This is a genomic window from Pinibacter soli (assembly GCF_029961145.1).
GTDB lineage: Bacteria > Bacteroidota > Bacteroidia > Chitinophagales > Chitinophagaceae > Pinibacter > Pinibacter soli.
Genome location: NZ_JASBRG010000007.1, coordinates 2,060,372 through 2,076,909, shown reverse-complemented (window position 1 = coordinate 2,076,909; position 16,538 = coordinate 2,060,372). Strand labels below are relative to the sequence as shown.

The following is a 16,538-nucleotide window of genomic DNA, read 5'->3' as shown; positions in this document are numbered from 1 at the left end:
TATTCGTTTTCCCTTGCTTTCTAGAATCTTATCGCACTTAAGTAAATCCATACAATAAATAATATCTGCAAAGGCACTCTGAACCACAGATAGTTTAATCCATCACCATCATAAGTTGCCTTTTCATAGTTGATATGATTGTAGGCTGCATAAATATTTGCAGGTAGAAGAACGATGAAAAATGCAATCAGAAATATAGCGGTAACAAATTGCCAGGAGGGAATCAGCAGGGTAATGGCAGCAACTATTTCCATAATACCGGTGAGATGCACGAGTGGTTTTCTTAAAGGAATAAATTTTGGCAACATCATAATCATACCGTTTGTGTACACGAAATGGGCTATGCCGGTGGAAATTAGCATCACACACATGGCAATGCGACCCGCCAACGGAAAATTATATTTGCCTGTGAGTATGAGTATTGCCAGGAATGAGAGAATAAATGTTGTGATAAGAATGATCAAAGGTTTCATCGTGCTACTTTGTAAAACGAAAGATAATAAACAATAAAAGTTTGGTGAAAAAACACCAAACTTTTATTGTTTATTATCTTAACTAAGGTTGAAGAATTCCCTTTCAAAATGTAAACTTCTTCAAATTCTAATTCCTGGCTCCTAATCCTAGTTCCTAGTTTTTTAGTCCATTCACCTTCATCCAATCAAAACATCTGTCCATCCATTCATCGGAAGTGTTTTTTCTGTGAAGACCGAAACCATGGCCGCCAGTTTGGTATATGTGTAATTCAGCAGGGACATGATTTGCAAGCAGTGCTTCGTAGAACAAAGTGCTGTTTTGCGGATTAACAACCTTGTCGTCGCTTGCGTGTACAAGGAAGGTTGGAGGTGTATTCGAAGTAACCTTTAATTCATTGGAGTACTCTTTGATTTTTTCCTGTGAAGGATTTTTGCCAATCAACTGGTCCCTTGAACCGATATGGCCGTATGCATCCTGGAAGCTGATGACAGGATAAATAAGGATCATAAAGTCCGGACGCAGATTGGTGTTTTCTTTATTGTCAATTACCGACTGGGTGAAATGTGTGCCAGCAGTGGATGCCAGATGCCCGCCTGCGGAAAAGCCTATGATGCCCACATGCGCAGGATCGATATTCCATTTTGCAGCGCTGTCCCTTACTGTTTTAATGGCTTGTTGTGCATCCTGAAGTGGTCCGATCTCTTTACTCTCCATGGCGTTTGCATCGGGGAGCCGATATTTCAAAACAAAAGCAGTAATGCCCTTTTTGTTGAATTCTTTTGCGATAGCTGTACCTTCGTGATCTGCTGCCACGATTGAGTAACCGCCGCCGGGGCAAATAACAACTGCTGTTCTTTTCGCATCCTGCTTTTCAGGAATGTATGCCGTAAGAGTAGGAACGGTGATTTTACTAATGCGTAGAATGCCGCCTGATGTTTCAGAAACCTCTTCATTTTTAACGGGCTTGCTTCCCGGTATAGCGTTCTTGTATAAGTTAAAAGTTGTTTGTGCCTTCACAGTTGTAAGCATAATCATAAAAAGTACGAGTAAAATGTTTCTGTTCATAATGGCAATCGTTGGTGGTTGTAAGATATTTTTATTTTTTGATAAAGGACAAAATGATTGAAATAGCTCACAAAATAAATCAAATTGGCTGCAGAAACAGCAGGAAATTGAAAATTGTTAGGAGTGTTCACGTGCGATAGTTTTATACTGATGAATCGTGATTTCAGATGCTTCACCAGCTACCAGTGCCTGTCTACTAGATGCACCCAATTTGCCTAACGTTTTACCGTATTTCAAGCTCATCTTCTTGCAATAACTTTTAAAAGTATTACCACCTGCTTTAAATGCTTTCTTGTGTGCAAACCAGACGACTAGTGTAGTGGAGAAGAAAAATAATTTGTAGAACCATTTCCTCCAGCGCTTTCCAAAGACTGTTTTGTCTTTAACGATTGTTGACATGCGTTCCATTTGAAAAGTGATGTGATAGGCTTCGTCTATCAATATGTCTGTACAAATTTGTTTTAGCAAAGTGCAGTCGCTTGCATCTTTCAGTGATTGATAAAATATTTGGGCAGTACTTTCCACGACAATCACAGTAAGTGTCCACAGCTCCATGCTGGTGTTGAAGTATCTTATTTTTCTAAACAGCGAATCTCCCCAATCCTGCCTGATTCTTTTTTCTCCAATGGCATCGATGTATAACCCAAGATTATTGCCATGCTTCTGCTCTTCTTTGATGAATAGTTTCACAGCTTCAATGTAATCCGGATCGTTAATTGAATGAGCATACTTCGTGGCGGCCCTCAGCAGGTTGCTGCCGTCAGAAGTTTCTCCGAGTTGCCATGCTTGTAGTGAATAGATAACGGCACTGATTTGTTCCTGGGTAATGTTTGGGTCGAGGTTCCAGTCAACCCTGTATTGCTTTGCATTTTGGCGGAAATATGCAATCCATTCTTTACTGTTCATTTGTGTTTATTTATGTATTTAAAAGCACTTTGTAATACAAAGTAAAATGAAAATAATTTAGTTTCATAGTGATGATTTGATTTTAGATTTTCTTTAAGAGTGTGTTTTTGTGGAAGGCATTAATCAGAATTGAAAATTTGTCAGTTGTGTTGATTGTTAAATTTTCAGAAGGAGTTTAATAATAGATTGAAAATATATCGCTTGTGCTCCGTTCATTTTTCAGATTATCAGCTGGTATGATTTTTTCGGCGAAACATTGCATTGTTCACTCAAAAACTTTTATTATGACTACAAAACAAATCGCACAAAAATTAGTGGACTATTGTCGCGAAGGCGAATTTGAAAAAGCACAAAAAGAGCTTTATTCAAAGGATGTTGTAAGCATCGAGGCCGAGGCATCAGCAGGTTTTGATAAAGAAACAAAAGGACTGGATAAAATAATTGAGAAAGGACATAAATTTCAATCAATGGTAGAAGAGGCTCATGGAGTAAAAGTGTCTGAACCTCTTATATCAGGTAACTCCATTGCATTTGTATTGGACATGGATATGAAAATGAAAGGACGGAACCGCGAAAAGATGTCTGAACTTTGTGTTTATCACGTGCAGGACGGAAAGATAGTGTCAGAGCAGTTTTATATGTAAGCGCATAGACGCAGGTTGAATAACTGAGTAACTCAATAACTGAGACACTGAAGATCGATCTTGCTTTTTGATAATCAACCTTTCAGTTACTCAGTTATTCAGTTATTTTCTCTGGGTAAAAAAGATAGCTTTTGCAGTTGATTTTTTGTATTTTAATAAAAAATGCAAAAACATGCAAAAAACACTAATGGTTTTTGCCTCCCTGTTAACCTTAAATCTCACTTCTTTTGCCCAATCCAAACATGAGGTAAGTTTGGGTTTTGGCTTTGGTACCACAAACGAAGCTGCCAGCACCACTTTAAACGGAATGACCGATTTTTTTTCAGCAATTTTCATGGTCGATACTTACTCAGAGAATGTGAAGTATTCACCAGCCTGGCATGTGGGATATAAAACTTTTCTTACCAAAAAACAGAAGCTAGCAGTAGGGGCTACTTTCGCCTATCAAACTGGTAATGGCGACTACTCCTACAGCCGTGAGAAGTCGGGTGACCTTCACAGAAACTTTTACACTATTGCAGCAGAAGCTGATTATCGGTATATCAAGAAAGAAAAATTTCATTTGTATTCCGGGTTAGGATTGGGCTATACATTTAGTAATGAAACACTTACACCTATTTCCGGGGCAGAAAAGAAAACCAGCTCTGGCAGTTTTGATTTACAGATCATTGGTATTGGAGCCAGATATGGCAGTAATGTTGGCGGCTTTGTTGAATTGGGCTTTGGGTATAAGGGTATGATTTGTGCAGGATTCTTTTTCAGGAGATGATTTTTTAGTTCACTTTTTAAAAGAAATCCCTATGAGTCAGGCATTTGTACGCGAAAGCGACGGACAATGGTTGAACGATGTGGCGCCTACTTTAAACGCATTGCTCGTTTATTTAACAAGAGAAAACAATGGTATTAGAGTGTATGAAAAGCGCAGTTATGTAAATGACGGAGGCAGGCAGATTCACGAGATGAGCAATGGGTTATCCTATGCAAAAGATAATGACGGAAAATGGGAGATTTTGTAAAAAAGTTTCCTATATTAGACTACTTGACTTGATTCGACTTGATATATTGTAGTACTCAAAAACTAAAACCCAATGGTCCGATTCGTAATGATGTGCTTGTGTGGGTTATTATATGCTTGCACCGGCAACTCCCAGGTAATTAAGGGAACGTATGCTATTAAAAACTTAGAAACAGGAATGTACCTGCGTGTTAAAGATGCAAATGCAGATAATGGCACTCCTTTGGTTTCTTATTCCCCAGTGAAGTGGAAATGTGTGACATGGGATTTCCAGCATGTGGCTGGTCAAACATACCAGTTGAAAAACCTGTTTACAAACAAGACATTTCAACCTTGTGCCAGTGCATACAACGGCTCCGCATTGGAACAACAGCCTTTAACAGTTGATCAGATCTCACAGGAATACGAATTCATTCCGGTTCAAAACAATGTGTACATGATAAAATTGAAAGGAACTGATCTGTACCTTACTCCTTCTGACAGAGACGGTACAGTTGATAGTAAGATCATTTTGTCAAAGTACGATAACTCCACCATACAGTGGTGGACACTACGCGAACAGAATCCAGATATTTAATACACCATTGAACAAGCTCTCAAATTGATGAGGCCCGGGCGAATAGCTACGGGCTTTTTTATTTTCAAATTGATTGAAAACCGAATGTCGATTTTCTATTTTCACTACAACCAATAACTAACAATTTTTTCTTTGCCGTAGAAAATATTCCACACCAATTCTCTTTGATAAATCGCGAAATTCAATAACTTTAAATACACCTGTTGTGGTTTGATCCTACCATTATAATCAGCAAAGAACTCACTTGATCATGATATAGCTTTGATTGGTTGAAGAATGCTCTTCAAACCACAACCTTATTAGTAAACCTGTCATTGCCGGTAGTTATTCAGTCGCCATGTGAAGAAAAGCTTCTGCTTGAATTATATGTGAAGGATTGATTGTCGGCGTGAAATTAAAACCATCTCTTTATGCCGGGACCAGCTTTTACCACTTACGGCCTTACACACATTGCACTTGCCGTAAAGAATGTGCAGCAATCAGTGGATTTTTATGAAAAAGTTTTTGGCGCATGCGTAATGCATAGCACTCCCAAATGGGCGCAAGTGCAAACGCCCGGAGCCAACGACATTATCGTATTCGAAGAAAACAAAGAGCTCGCTGGAAAAAACAACTGCGGCATCATGCATTTTGGTTTTCGTCTTACCAATGCAAATGAAATTAAAAAGGTAACCGATGTGCTTTCAACTGTGAATGCTCCCATCGTTGAGCAGGGCGAATTTGTGCCCGGTGAACCATTTGTGTATTTCAAAGATCCGGATGGATATACGGTGGAAGTATGGTATGAGAGTGATGAATTGAAAATTGAAAGTTGAAAATGGAACGCAGATTTTCATGATTGTCACGATTGGTTATGATTTTTTGAATAGAATCATGACAACTCATCAAAATTTGCGTTCTCTCATTTTCCATTTTCAACTTTCAATTAAGAAACCGGCGCAACTACAGTTCTCATTTTCTCTCTCGATTTTCTTCTGCCTCTAAAGAATAAGTAAAGGTTGAAGAATAGCATGATGCCTAAATAGATTAAGAAGCCTCCTATTTTTGCGCTTAATATTTCCACCAGTTCACGGTTGGAAAGAATAGAGGAAGTTATAGTCATGATCCAAAATGCGAAGCCAAGATTTAACAAGTAAAAGCCTGTCTCAAAAAGTTTGTTGGTGGCAAACGCAATCTCTTGTTTGCCGCTAAAGATATCCAGCATAAACACTCTGCTATTTTTGAATAGGGTATGTGCCACATACCATGTTACTAAAAGAATTGCAGGCAGATAAATTAAATACGCTACGAAGTTAAAATCGTTTTTCATATTTGTTCAGTTTTAGAATGAGTGAATGATTTGTTTTTCTTTCCCATGAAATAAATTACAGCCATATTGAAAAAATGGATGATTGAAAGAGTAAGCATGATGTTGCCGGTCATTTTGGTAACGCTGGATAGGAGCTCCGTCCAGCTGTTAACGGTTTGCCAGAAACTTATCATCATTGTGGCATAACCAATGTTCAGCAGGTAATAGCAAACGAGCAACACACGGTTAATAAAGTTGGTAAGATGTTCGTCTTGTTTTAAAAGATAAAAAACAAAAACACGTCCGTTGCGGTAAAAGATCAGGCCAACCTTGAATGTGATGAAGTAAGTTATGACCAAATAGATAGCATAAGCAAGAATATTCATAGCATACATTTTATAGTACCGATCTGAAACATTTGCAGAACAAAAATACTATAAATTTCGAACTTTCAAAAAAAACTGAAACAAATGAAAAAATAAAGAACGCAGACTTTTATGATTTTGATGATTTATCATGATTCGATTTAAAAATCATAACAAATCGTAACAATCATGAAAATCTGCGTTCCATTTTCCATTACAAAATATACTCGCCGCTATGCATCGTTGGTTCCGGTGAAGGGATTTTTGTTTCACCAAGCATTTGGAGAAGATTGATTTCAATGTTGCGGGTAATGCTGTTTAGTGGTACACATTCAGGAGCGATTTCAAAAGGATTCATAATGGCCATACCATTGATGTGTGTTGTGTGAAAAACGAAACCCAGCACCCATCCTAGTAAGATGGACCACGGGCCAATGTTTTCAGCAGTCGTTACAGTTACAAATACAACAAGTATCCAGACAAACAAACGTGTGAAGTAAATATAGTTCGTAGGAAAAACGGTATTGTTGATGCGTTCTGATTTTCCCATGTGGTCACAGAAATTTTGCAGAAGGCCACTTATTTGCATGAAGCGAAATCCATCGATCAATTCATAGTCTGACAATAGCTGTATATCATCTGCCTGAAGATCAAGTATGGCGCTCGGTACATTCGCAAACGCTTTTACTTTTTTTGCTTCTTCTTCAGAAAGAAATTTTTTGTACTCATCATCGTGCAATCTTCTCAGGCTTGTTTTCAGTGCATACAAAAAACCGATGTGCCTTAATACCATTCTTCGTACCAAAACAGTTTTGTCTTCATCGTTAGCAGTGTAGGAGAGCAGGTTGCGTGCCCACGACCTTGAATCATTTACGATGCCTCCCCAGATAATTCTTGCTTCCCACCATCTGCTGTAAGCCTGGTTATTGTTAAACGCAATGAAGAACGCCAGGGCAGTTCCCATCAGCGTTGTAACCATTGTAGGAATATGAATTTCCGGAGTAACGTATATATCAAAATAATAGGCAACAGCGCACAGGCTGATCATGATGAGATCTACCTTCCATGTGAGTTTTACGATGCGATAAAGTGTAAGGTTCTGTTTGAGCAGCATTCACTACGATTTAGAAAATCAAAAAAAAGTTTGTCGAAAGTAAAAAGTAAAAATTCAAAATGAATATCTCAGGAATGATCCCTGTTTGAGAGCTGAGACTGGAATAGTTTTTTGCCTTTGGACTTTATTAAAAAACCTCGCTTGCTCCGAAGTAAAATCCGGATGAATTTTGACCAATCGCATAATCTATCGACATGTTCATTTTTGCTTTCTTATTGAACAAGAAACGTAAACCAACACCACCCGCTGGTCTTAAGTATTCAAACAAATTTACGTTCGCGTCTTTGTTACTTGTAGTAATGGCGCTGCCAAAAACAACACCGCTGATGAGTTGATTGCACATAATAGGGAACCTGTATTCAGCCTCCATATCTACCAGTTGCTCACCTCTGAAGCGTCCGTTTGTATAACCCCGGCCGCTTCTGCTTCTCTGGTCGTAGCCAATTGCAGGCAGGGAAAGATAAGGTACATCACCACCGGTTACGAAATTGCCGATCACCCAAACGCCAAGCACGTGTTGGTTTTTATTAGGAATAACTTTTTTGAACGCTCTGAATTCCGCCCACAAAATGTTGCTGGCTTTTGTACTACCGAGCCATGTGGGGTTGGCACGGAAATTAAGATTTGCAAACATTCCCTTTTCCGTGTTCACCATATTATCCCGTGTATCATACATAAGATTTAAACTTACACCCATCGTTGTGTAGTGCGTAGGATTAAACCCGTGCTTAATACTGTAAGTGTAATGGCTCGTATATTTTTTTGGCGAAGCCGCTGTATCGAGGCTGAGGTCTTCGATGTTACTGTACGTATCGAGGTGAATGCCCGGGCCTACATAAAATCCATTACCGACAGACCAGGAAGCTGTTTGATGCAGTTTAAAGTAGTTGAACTTCATTGGCTGGGCAAGGGAATCAGTTGGCATGGTTTCACCGTTGAAGTTGATCTTGTTGACAATAGAACCTTCCGGCGCATTTGTTCCCAGGCCGTAAGTAGGTTCTGAATATTTGAAGTAGCGCCAATCGCCCGAAAGAAAGATCTTACTGTGGTTTATATAAATATTGCTGCGTAGAAAAATCAGGACCTGGGCCTTGGTGGTGTATTGCACATTTGCCTGGAAAGCAGAAATTTTAGAACCTGGTACCTGGAAAGCACCTTGTCCCGTTACGCCGAATACAAATCCGGTAGTAGGAGATGAGTTAAATACAGGCGCAACAAATATCGCGGAGCTTTTTTCTTTTTTGGGCTTCATATTAAACAGACTTCTGGCCACGTCCGAAAGATCCCGCGGAGCACAAGTGTCCGCCCCTTCAAATGCATATGAAACAGACGGCGAGCTAATCAAAAAAAACAAAAGGCAGTTAGCAATAAATATGTTCTTTCCTAAGGTAAAAATCATAATAACTATGCTGGTTTTAAAAACAGGTATCGCTACCTCGGGTAATTAAAATGGTAACAATGGAAACGCGTAAATGTTCATTGTCAATTGGTTTGAGGATGAACTTTTCATATTCCACACAAAGGTGCAAAGAGAAAACAAAGAGCGCAAAGGTTTACGCAGAAACGAATTAAGCAAAAGATAAGCGCACGCATTACCTGCTTTTTATTTCTTCTTCAGAAATGCAAAGAATGTAAAAACATGACCATGTTTTTGTGTCGTTTGTTTTCACTTTGCGCCTTTGCGTGAAATCATCCTTGTTTCTTTCACTCAGTCTCTTATCTTCGTAAGTGGATAGAGAAAGCTTGCTTATGAGAAGGCCAATGGCCGATCCTCTGATTATTGCATATATGCAGGTGTTTCCTATTCCCGCCCTTATTTACTTTATTATGAAGCATTTAGTAATAGCAATTGCCATACTTTTTTTCGGATTCTCAACTTATTGTCAGCAAAGTACCACCTCGCTGCTTTCCAATCTTAATGATGCTATTACACAGGCTCCTCAATTTGATGATGGAAAACTGAAATCTATCAGTGAACTTAAAATAAACCTTGCAAAAAAAGATAACAATAGCCCAGGCTATAAATTTTTCGTGTATTCGAGACTGTATGATGAATATAAAATATTTAAATATGATTCTGCATATAGTTATTCCAAAAAACTCCTCGAAGCAGCTTATCAGTTAAACGATCAGTCGAAGATCAATTATGCGAAAATCAAACAAGGTTTTATTCTCTTATCGTCCGGTATGTTCAAGGAAGCGTATGATTCTTTAAAGAGAATAGACATTTCCCATTTGCCCGATACTTCGAAAGCTGAATACTATTCGTTGATGGCGAGATATTATTATGACCTTGCAGATTACGACAATGATGCTTACCATACTCCTGAGTATAATAAACAAGGCAACAACTATCTTGACTCTGCGTTCAACTACTACGACACAACCAATTTTGAGTACTTATACTTTAGGGGGTTAAAAGACATTCGTTCCAATAACCGCCCGCATGCTCTGGTCAATTTTAAAAAGATCATGAGCAATCCCAATTTAAGCTATCATGAAATCGCGTTAACCGCATCCACACTTAGCGACATTTACATACAGAACGGTCAAATTGATACGGCAACCGCATTGCTGGTGAAAGCAGCGATTGCAGACATTAAATCTTCCACAAAAGAAACGGCAGCCATTTTCAACCTTGCCTCCATATTATTCAAACAAGGCGATTTGAAAAACGCATCTACTTATATAGAGAGGGCGATCAACGATGCGGTGTTCTACGGCGCACGCCAGCGCAAAGTGCAGGTAAGCGCCATCTTGCCGTTAATTGAAGGTGAGAAGATAAGCCGGGTAGAAAACCAAAAGAAAACATTAATTACCTATAGTGCGATCGCAACATTATTGTTAATAGCGTTGGTTACATTAATAGTAGTAGTCTTCCGCCAGGTGGCAAAATTGAAAGCTGCGGAAAAAATAATCATGGCTGCTCACGCAAAACAACAGGAGATCAATACCAAACTTCTGGAAGCAAATAAGATCAAAGAAGAATACATTGGTTACTTTTTCAACGGCAACTCAGAGTTCTTTACCAAAATTGAAAGATTCAAAAAATCTGTCGAGCAAAAGATCGCTGAGCGAAAACTGGAGGAGATAAAATTCCTGGTGAACAATATTAATCTTAAAAAAGAGAAAGAAGAGTTGCTGAAAAACTTCGATAAGGTTTTCCTGAAACTGTTTCCAAATTTCATCGATGAGTTCAATGCGCTCTTTGCGGAAGAGGATAAAATCAAGCTAAGAGACAACGAACTCTTAAACACCGATCTGAGAATTTTTGCATTGATTAGAATGGGTATTCACGACAATGAAAAGATCGCTCAGATTTTGGAGTATTCTGTTAACACCATCAATACATATAAAACGAAAATCAAAAACAAATCTGTGGTGCCAAACGAAGACTTTGAACACAGGATCATGGACATAAAGACGGTATAAAATGCCTGAATCAGCTAAATAAAAGGCTAAAATAGCATTATATATAAAAAATAATAATGTGTTTTTAAGTGTTTGTATATCATTTCTTTAGCTTTAGTAGAATCTCCATTTTAGCAAATATTTCTTATAGTCAGGACATATAAATTGGTTTCGCTTTTTTCCAGCTATTATTTTGACCTTGTGAACATGACTAACGACCTGTTCGCAAAAATGCTACTCTCTTTTTAAAGCTTTCCTTAAAAAGCTGTAAACCAAAAATGCTTGTTTATGACTAAAAAACTATTGGATTTTCCACATCATTATTTTCCCTTTTTTGTTGATCAATTATTAATTGGCAAAATCATGTTTCGATAACCGGAACAAGTTGCGCTAATTAATAGTTTATTCTCAAAACAATTTGCATTTCGACATATTTAAACTTTTTAAACAATCCTGATTATGCTTACAAAACGATTGCTACAACAGCTATTGTGCTGTTTTATGTGTCTGTTTCTTGTACACCTTGCAAGGGCACAAAGCAAAACCGTAACCGGTACCATTACCGACGACAAAGGTGCACCACTGGCCGGTGCCACCGTTAAAGAGAAAGGCTCTTCTACCGGAACTAACACCAATGTTTCAGGAGTGTTCTCCCTCAGTGTTCCTAATTCCGCAACCGCATTGGTTATTTCATATATAGGGTATGATCAACAGGAAATTTCTATTAAAAACAGAACAGCAGTTGCAGTTTCATTGCAACCAAGCAAGTCCAGCCTCAACGAAGTAGTTGTTGTAGGATATGGTACGCAAAAGAGAAAAGATGTAACAGGTTCTGTTGTTTCTGTAAAAGGCGATGCGTTTAAAAACCAACCCGTAACCAACGTTACCGAGGCTTTACAAGGTAGAGCTGCCGGCGTGGAAGTTATCAAAAGCTCAGGTGCACCCGATGCTCAACCGCTTATTTTGATCAGAGGTACAGCCTCTCTCCACCAGCCTAATCCTCTCTACATTGTGGACGGCGTTCGCACAGACGGAACCAATCTTAACCCTCAGGATGTAGCTTCAATAGAAGTATTGAAAGATGCGAGTGCCGCCGCCATCTACGGATCTGCAGCAGCAGGTGGCGTAATTTTAATAACCACAAAAAAAGGCACTTCTCAAAGACCAACCGTAAACTTCAATGCACGTTATGGTGTGTCTAAACCGAAACTAGTGAAGTTGCTTGACAGAAATGACTGGATCAAATTACAAAACATTATTCACCCACTTTACTTTAAAGGCGCCACTAAAACAGATACGCTGGCAAATACGGATTGGGTAGATGAATTATATCGTAATGGTTATGAGCAAAATTATAATCTGTCTGTTTCCGGTTCTTCTCCCAATGTAAATTATCTCGCTTCCGGGTTTTACAATGCCAATAAAGGTATCTATATAAACAACTTTTCAAACATTGGTGGAGCTCGCGTAAATACTGATTTTAAATTAGGCAACTACGTAAAAATAGGAGAGCAGGTTTCAGTGTCTCAACGCAGAACTGCGCCGCCTGTTGGTAGTGAAGCGCAACTGCATAATGCGCCTTTCCGCACACAACCAATTATTCCGGTGCACAACAGTTGGAACAATTCATGGGGAACGCTGCCTCCCGGTTATCCTGCCATCCAGTTTGGCGGTCCAAACCCTGTGGGCGCGGTAAACTCAGCGATGGCGCAAAACTTTAAAAACAATTTCCAGGGCAATGTATATGGTGAAGTAAAACTCCCATGGTACCTGACTTTCAGAACCAACCTTGGTTATGGCTACTATAACGAAACAAACGATTACTACCAGGCGCCTTACAACTTTGGTCCGGTTAATAGCGCTACCAATTTCCTGGATAAAACATCAATCGTTAGCTCCACTTTGCTGACCAATTATCTGTTGTCGTTTGATCACACATTTGGCAAACACAACATCAGCGCATTGGTTGGATATGAGCAAATCAAAAACGTTTACAACTATATCGAAGCAAATCAAAGCATGATCGGTTTACCGGGATATTCTTTCATTCAAACTTCTCAAAGTAACACCACCGTTCATGGTAAATACGATGCAAACGGTTTGATCAAATCAGAGTTTGCCAGATTGAACTACAACTTCAACGGCAAATATTATTTGTCCGCTTCCGTAAGGCAAGACGCGAACTTTACAGTTTTTGGTCCTGGCAAACAAAAAGGTACTTTTCCCGCATTCTCTGCGGGTTGGAATATCAGCGAAGAAGATTTTTGGAAACCAATTTCCAACGCAGTTAACCTCTTAAAGATCAGAGGTAGTTATGGTTCTTTGGGTAATAGTGCCATTCCGCCTTATTCCTATGCGGCTACTTACAGCAAGTTCACAGGCGGTGGCTACAATGCATTGGGCGGACAAAACTTTGCACCAGGCGCACCACTTGTAATTGCAAACTCTTTAAACGCAATCCCTAACCCTAACCTTCACTGGGAAACTGTGTACGAAACCAACTTAGGTATTGATGGAGAAGCACTGAACAGCCACTTGTATTTTACAGTGGAATGGTACAACAAGAAAACAAAAGACATGTTGTATGCGCTGAAAATGCCTGTGAGTGCGGGTTATACTTCGCCCTACTTTGTAAACATCGGTTCTGTGCAAAACAAAGGTGTTGATCTCCTGATCGGCTATAGAAGCAAAGCTGGAGAGTTTAACTACGATGTTAGCTTTAATGCAGGTTTCAACAACAACAAAGTGCTTGATCTTTCAGGCATTCCAAACGATCAGTTGTTTGACGGTATCAACTACTACAGCAATGGTGACGCGGGTTACAACATAATGCCAAACCAAAACCTGACTGTAACAAAAGCGGGACTTCCTTTCGGCTCCTTCTATGGCTACAAAGTAATAGGTACGTTTAAAACAGATGCCGAGGCGGCAGCAGCTACTGCACAACCAGGTGCAAAAGCAGGCGACCTTATCTATGCCCACGATGCTAAAAATGGCAACGTGGTATCAGAAGCTGATAAACAAGTGCTGGGCAACCCAAACCCTAAAATGGTATATGGCGTAAACATTCACCTGAACTGGAAAGGAATTGATGTGGCGATGCTATTTAATGGTGTTGCAGGCGTAGAGCTTTTCAATGGAGTAAAAGCATATGAAATGTTCCCATGGTCAGATGGCAATACTACCAGCAAAGTGTTTGGCGCATCATACTTCGGGGACAATCAACTTACATCGCAACCGCGTATCGGCTATATAAATCCAACAAATGCAAACCAGTTTATTTTGGATCCTAACGGTAACTATACAAAAGTTAACAGCTACTTCGTAGAAAATGGCAGCTACTTGAAATTGAAGAACCTTCAGATAGGTTATACCTTCTCTGGTTCTTTGATGGAAAAAATAAAAATGAGAAGTGCAAGGGTATTCGTAATGGCAAACAATGTGTTTACGATTACAAAATACACTGGTCTTGATCCTGAGCTGGGCACAGGATTCTCGATGGCTCAGCAACAAGGATATGTTGGCGGTATTACTGTAACAACAAGAGGTGTAGATGCAGTATCGCAATATCCGCAAACAAAACTTTATTCAGTAGGTCTTGATCTTACATTCTAAGCTCACTTTTCAATTTTAAAAATTAACTACAATGATTAGAAAAATATATACAGCAATACTGGGAGTGGGCCTTCTGGCGGGATGTACAAAAGACCCTTCATCTGTATCACCTACAGATCAGTATTCTACAAGCAATTATCCAGCTTCCATAAATGATTTGAATAGTGTTCTGGCTCCTTGTTATTCCAACATGCGTGACGCCGGTTATCTCGGGTTTCACTTTTTGCCGAAGGCGCTTTCGAACAGCATGCACGCTGTGGACGCGATATATGACGGTGATCCGGGCTGGAACGAAATGGCGAAAAACAATCTTTCCATATCCAACCAATACGCTGCAGAAGCTTGGCAGGTGTTGTTTACAGGTGTAAAAAACTGTAACGTAACATTGAAAGCTGCAGACTTTTACGCGACCAATTATTCAAAAGGAAATGATGCTGCAGATATTGATGCCATCAGGGGGCAGGCGTATACTTTGCGTGCTTACTACTACATGCAATTAGAGTGTTTGTTCGGCGAAAGCTATATCACCACAAGTGGAGGCGGCGATAAAAGAGGCGTTCCTATTTTCGATAAAGTGCCTGCTTCTTTAGATAGTACAGCAGTTCCTCGCAGTACCGTCAAGGCGGTATGGGATCTTATCAAAAGCGATTTGCAAAAAGCTGCAACCTTACTGAAAGGCAAAGCCTGGACTGGTGACGACAGAGGTAAAGCAACAGAGTGGACCGCGAAAGGATTGCTGGGTAAAGCTTACATCTACACACAGGATTGGGCAAACGCTAAAACCACATTGCAGGATGTGGTCACAAACAGCGGCAAAAGCCTGATGAACTATGCAAAATACAGAGACGCATTTGTAGGAAATGCCACCAATGAATTCAATGAAGAATCATTATTCGAACTTAACATTGATCCGGATGCAAAAGGAAACTATGGCGTATATGGAGACAATATCAACGCCACAAGTATCAACGGCTTGATCTGGTGCCCATGGAACCTGGGCACTGATGGAACCGAAGGTGGATCTCAACCAATGGGCTACGGCAATGAAATTTTTCACGACAGAAGTGTAGTGCGTTTCGGTTACACTTTAGGATCTTACACACTTGTAGACAACCCAAATTTTAATTCCAACAAACCTGCTGCTTTCGACAATCCTAAAAAAATCATGGACCCTGCATACAGAACAAAAGCTGTTGCAGCAAGAACCAATCTCACAGTGGATCCCCGCTTGTATGTTGCCGGCTTGCAACCATGGGTGGACTCTGTAAAACCTGATGGTAAAACATGGTATCCCGTTAGTATGCCAGGCTTCTTTGCAGGCCAGGCAGGCAAGTACGGATTTAGCGTTAGAAAAAATGCTGTGATCTACAACAATATCAACAACCAGGGACCTGCAGATGGCGCCAACTTTTATCTGCTTCGTTTAGCTGATGTATATCTGTTGTATGCAGAGGCATTGCACAACAGCGGTACAGATGCGACTGCACTTGAGTACCTGAACAAAGTAAAACGCAGGGCCTATAGTCTTCCTGTAGATGCAGCATCGTCTGTTGATTACAAATCATTCACCGATGTAACGCCTGCGAATTCTGCAAACGATCCGGTGCTTGGACACAATCCTTTGTACTACGAACGTTGGGCCGAACTGTACAACGAAGGCTCTTGGTGGTTTGATGTGTGCCGCTGGAGAATTGGTAAAACAGAGGCGGACTTTTATCAAAATGCATTGAACGTGCATGAAGGTACATTGTCAAGCCAATGGAACGACGGTAAATCTTATGTATGGCCAATCCCATTAACTGAGATCAACTCTAATCCAAAGATTACGAGCGCAGATCAAAATCCGGGATATAAATAACAGTTGAAAATTGAAAGTTGAAAGTTGAAAATGAGTTGCAGGTAATAGTAAGTCCGCTTTTTAACATGGTCCGATGTGGGAGCCAGGCGGTAGTACTACTATTAGATAGCCGTTGCGTCGCACACTTCAGCTTTTTGTTCTCTATTGAGCTACGCAGCATGCGAGCTTAATAAAGAACTCATCAAAAAATATTACCTAATCTTTAA

Annotated in this window: 15 protein-coding genes; 8 read left to right on the top strand and 7 right to left on the bottom strand. The window is 39.8% G+C overall.

Features of this window, described 5'->3' with window-relative positions; translation table 11 throughout:
• Nucleotides 1-20: 20 nt before the first annotated feature.
• The 3 genes from QJ048_RS18800 to QJ048_RS18790 form a co-directional block, all read right to left on the bottom strand.
• Nucleotides 21-473: a DoxX family protein gene (locus QJ048_RS18800; RefSeq protein ID WP_282335957.1), complete on the bottom strand. Its 453-nt coding sequence runs from the start codon at nt 471-473 to the stop codon at nt 21-23.
• Between the two features lie 154 nt (nt 474-627).
• Entirely contained in the window at nt 628-1,539 is a 912-nt protein-coding gene (locus QJ048_RS18795) for an alpha/beta hydrolase (RefSeq protein WP_282335956.1), read from the bottom strand.
• A gap of 117 nt (nt 1,540-1,656) precedes the next feature.
• On the bottom strand, nt 1,657-2,445 hold the full coding sequence (locus QJ048_RS18790) for a ferritin-like domain-containing protein (RefSeq protein ID WP_282335955.1): 789 nt from the start codon (nt 2,443-2,445) through the stop codon (nt 1,657-1,659).
• Nucleotides 2,446-2,729: 284 nt separating this feature from the next.
• Here QJ048_RS18790 and QJ048_RS18785 point away from each other — a divergent pair, with 284 nt between their 5' ends.
• The 5 genes from QJ048_RS18785 to QJ048_RS18765 all read left to right on the top strand — a co-directional run bounded on the left by QJ048_RS18785 (nt 2,730) and on the right by QJ048_RS18765 (nt 5,496).
• The gene (locus tag QJ048_RS18785) at nt 2,730-3,089 is read left to right on the top strand and encodes a SnoaL-like domain-containing protein (protein ID WP_282335954.1); all 360 of its coding nucleotides are present in this window, start codon (nt 2,730-2,732) and stop codon (nt 3,087-3,089) included.
• A gap of 172 nt (nt 3,090-3,261) precedes the next feature.
• Entirely contained in the window at nt 3,262-3,858 is a 597-nt protein-coding gene (locus QJ048_RS18780) for an outer membrane beta-barrel protein (protein ID WP_282335953.1), read from the top strand.
• Between the two features lie 31 nt (nt 3,859-3,889).
• Nucleotides 3,890-4,105, top strand: coding sequence for a hypothetical protein (locus QJ048_RS18775; RefSeq protein ID WP_282335952.1), 216 nt, complete (start codon nt 3,890-3,892; stop codon nt 4,103-4,105).
• A 72-nt stretch (nt 4,106-4,177) separates the two neighbouring features.
• Nucleotides 4,178-4,681, top strand: a complete 504-nt coding sequence (locus tag QJ048_RS18770; RefSeq protein ID WP_282335951.1) for an RICIN domain-containing protein — start codon at nt 4,178-4,180, stop codon at nt 4,679-4,681.
• Nucleotides 4,682-5,091: 410 nt separating this feature from the next.
• Nucleotides 5,092-5,496: a VOC family protein gene (locus tag QJ048_RS18765; protein ID WP_282335950.1), complete on the top strand. Its 405-nt coding sequence runs from the start codon at nt 5,092-5,094 to the stop codon at nt 5,494-5,496.
• 110 nt (nt 5,497-5,606) lie between these two features.
• Here QJ048_RS18765 and QJ048_RS18760 read toward each other — a convergent pair whose 3' ends face one another.
• The 4 genes from QJ048_RS18760 to QJ048_RS18745 all read right to left on the bottom strand — a co-directional run bounded on the left by QJ048_RS18760 (nt 5,607) and on the right by QJ048_RS18745 (nt 8,700).
• The gene (locus QJ048_RS18760) at nt 5,607-5,990 is read right to left on the bottom strand and encodes a hypothetical protein (RefSeq protein WP_282335949.1); all 384 of its coding nucleotides are present in this window, start codon (nt 5,988-5,990) and stop codon (nt 5,607-5,609) included.
• Nucleotides 5,987-6,355: a hypothetical protein gene (locus tag QJ048_RS18755; RefSeq protein ID WP_282335948.1), complete on the bottom strand. Its 369-nt coding sequence runs from the start codon at nt 6,353-6,355 to the stop codon at nt 5,987-5,989. The genes QJ048_RS18760 and QJ048_RS18755 overlap by 4 nt, the downstream gene beginning before the upstream one ends.
• A gap of 193 nt (nt 6,356-6,548) precedes the next feature.
• Nucleotides 6,549-7,448, bottom strand: coding sequence for a bestrophin family protein (locus tag QJ048_RS18750; RefSeq protein WP_282335947.1), 900 nt, complete (start codon nt 7,446-7,448; stop codon nt 6,549-6,551).
• 127 nt (nt 7,449-7,575) lie between these two features.
• Nucleotides 7,576-8,700, bottom strand: coding sequence for a BamA/TamA family outer membrane protein (locus QJ048_RS18745; protein WP_282335946.1), 1,125 nt, complete (start codon nt 8,698-8,700; stop codon nt 7,576-7,578).
• A 575-nt stretch (nt 8,701-9,275) separates the two neighbouring features.
• Here QJ048_RS18745 and QJ048_RS18740 point away from each other — a divergent pair.
• The 3 genes from QJ048_RS18740 (at nt 9,276) to QJ048_RS18730 (ending at nt 16,332) form a co-directional block, all read left to right on the top strand.
• Entirely contained in the window at nt 9,276-10,880 is a 1,605-nt protein-coding gene (locus QJ048_RS18740) for a DUF6377 domain-containing protein (RefSeq protein ID WP_282335945.1), read from the top strand.
• Between the two features lie 438 nt (nt 10,881-11,318).
• Nucleotides 11,319-14,474 carry a SusC/RagA family TonB-linked outer membrane protein gene (locus QJ048_RS18735; protein ID WP_282335944.1) on the top strand — a complete coding sequence of 1,052 codons (3,156 nt, stop codon included), beginning with the start codon at nt 11,319-11,321 and terminating at the stop codon, nt 14,472-14,474.
• Nucleotides 14,475-14,505: 31 nt separating this feature from the next.
• Entirely contained in the window at nt 14,506-16,332 is a 1,827-nt protein-coding gene (locus tag QJ048_RS18730) for a RagB/SusD family nutrient uptake outer membrane protein (RefSeq protein WP_282335943.1), read from the top strand.
• Nucleotides 16,333-16,538 lie beyond the last annotated feature (206 nt).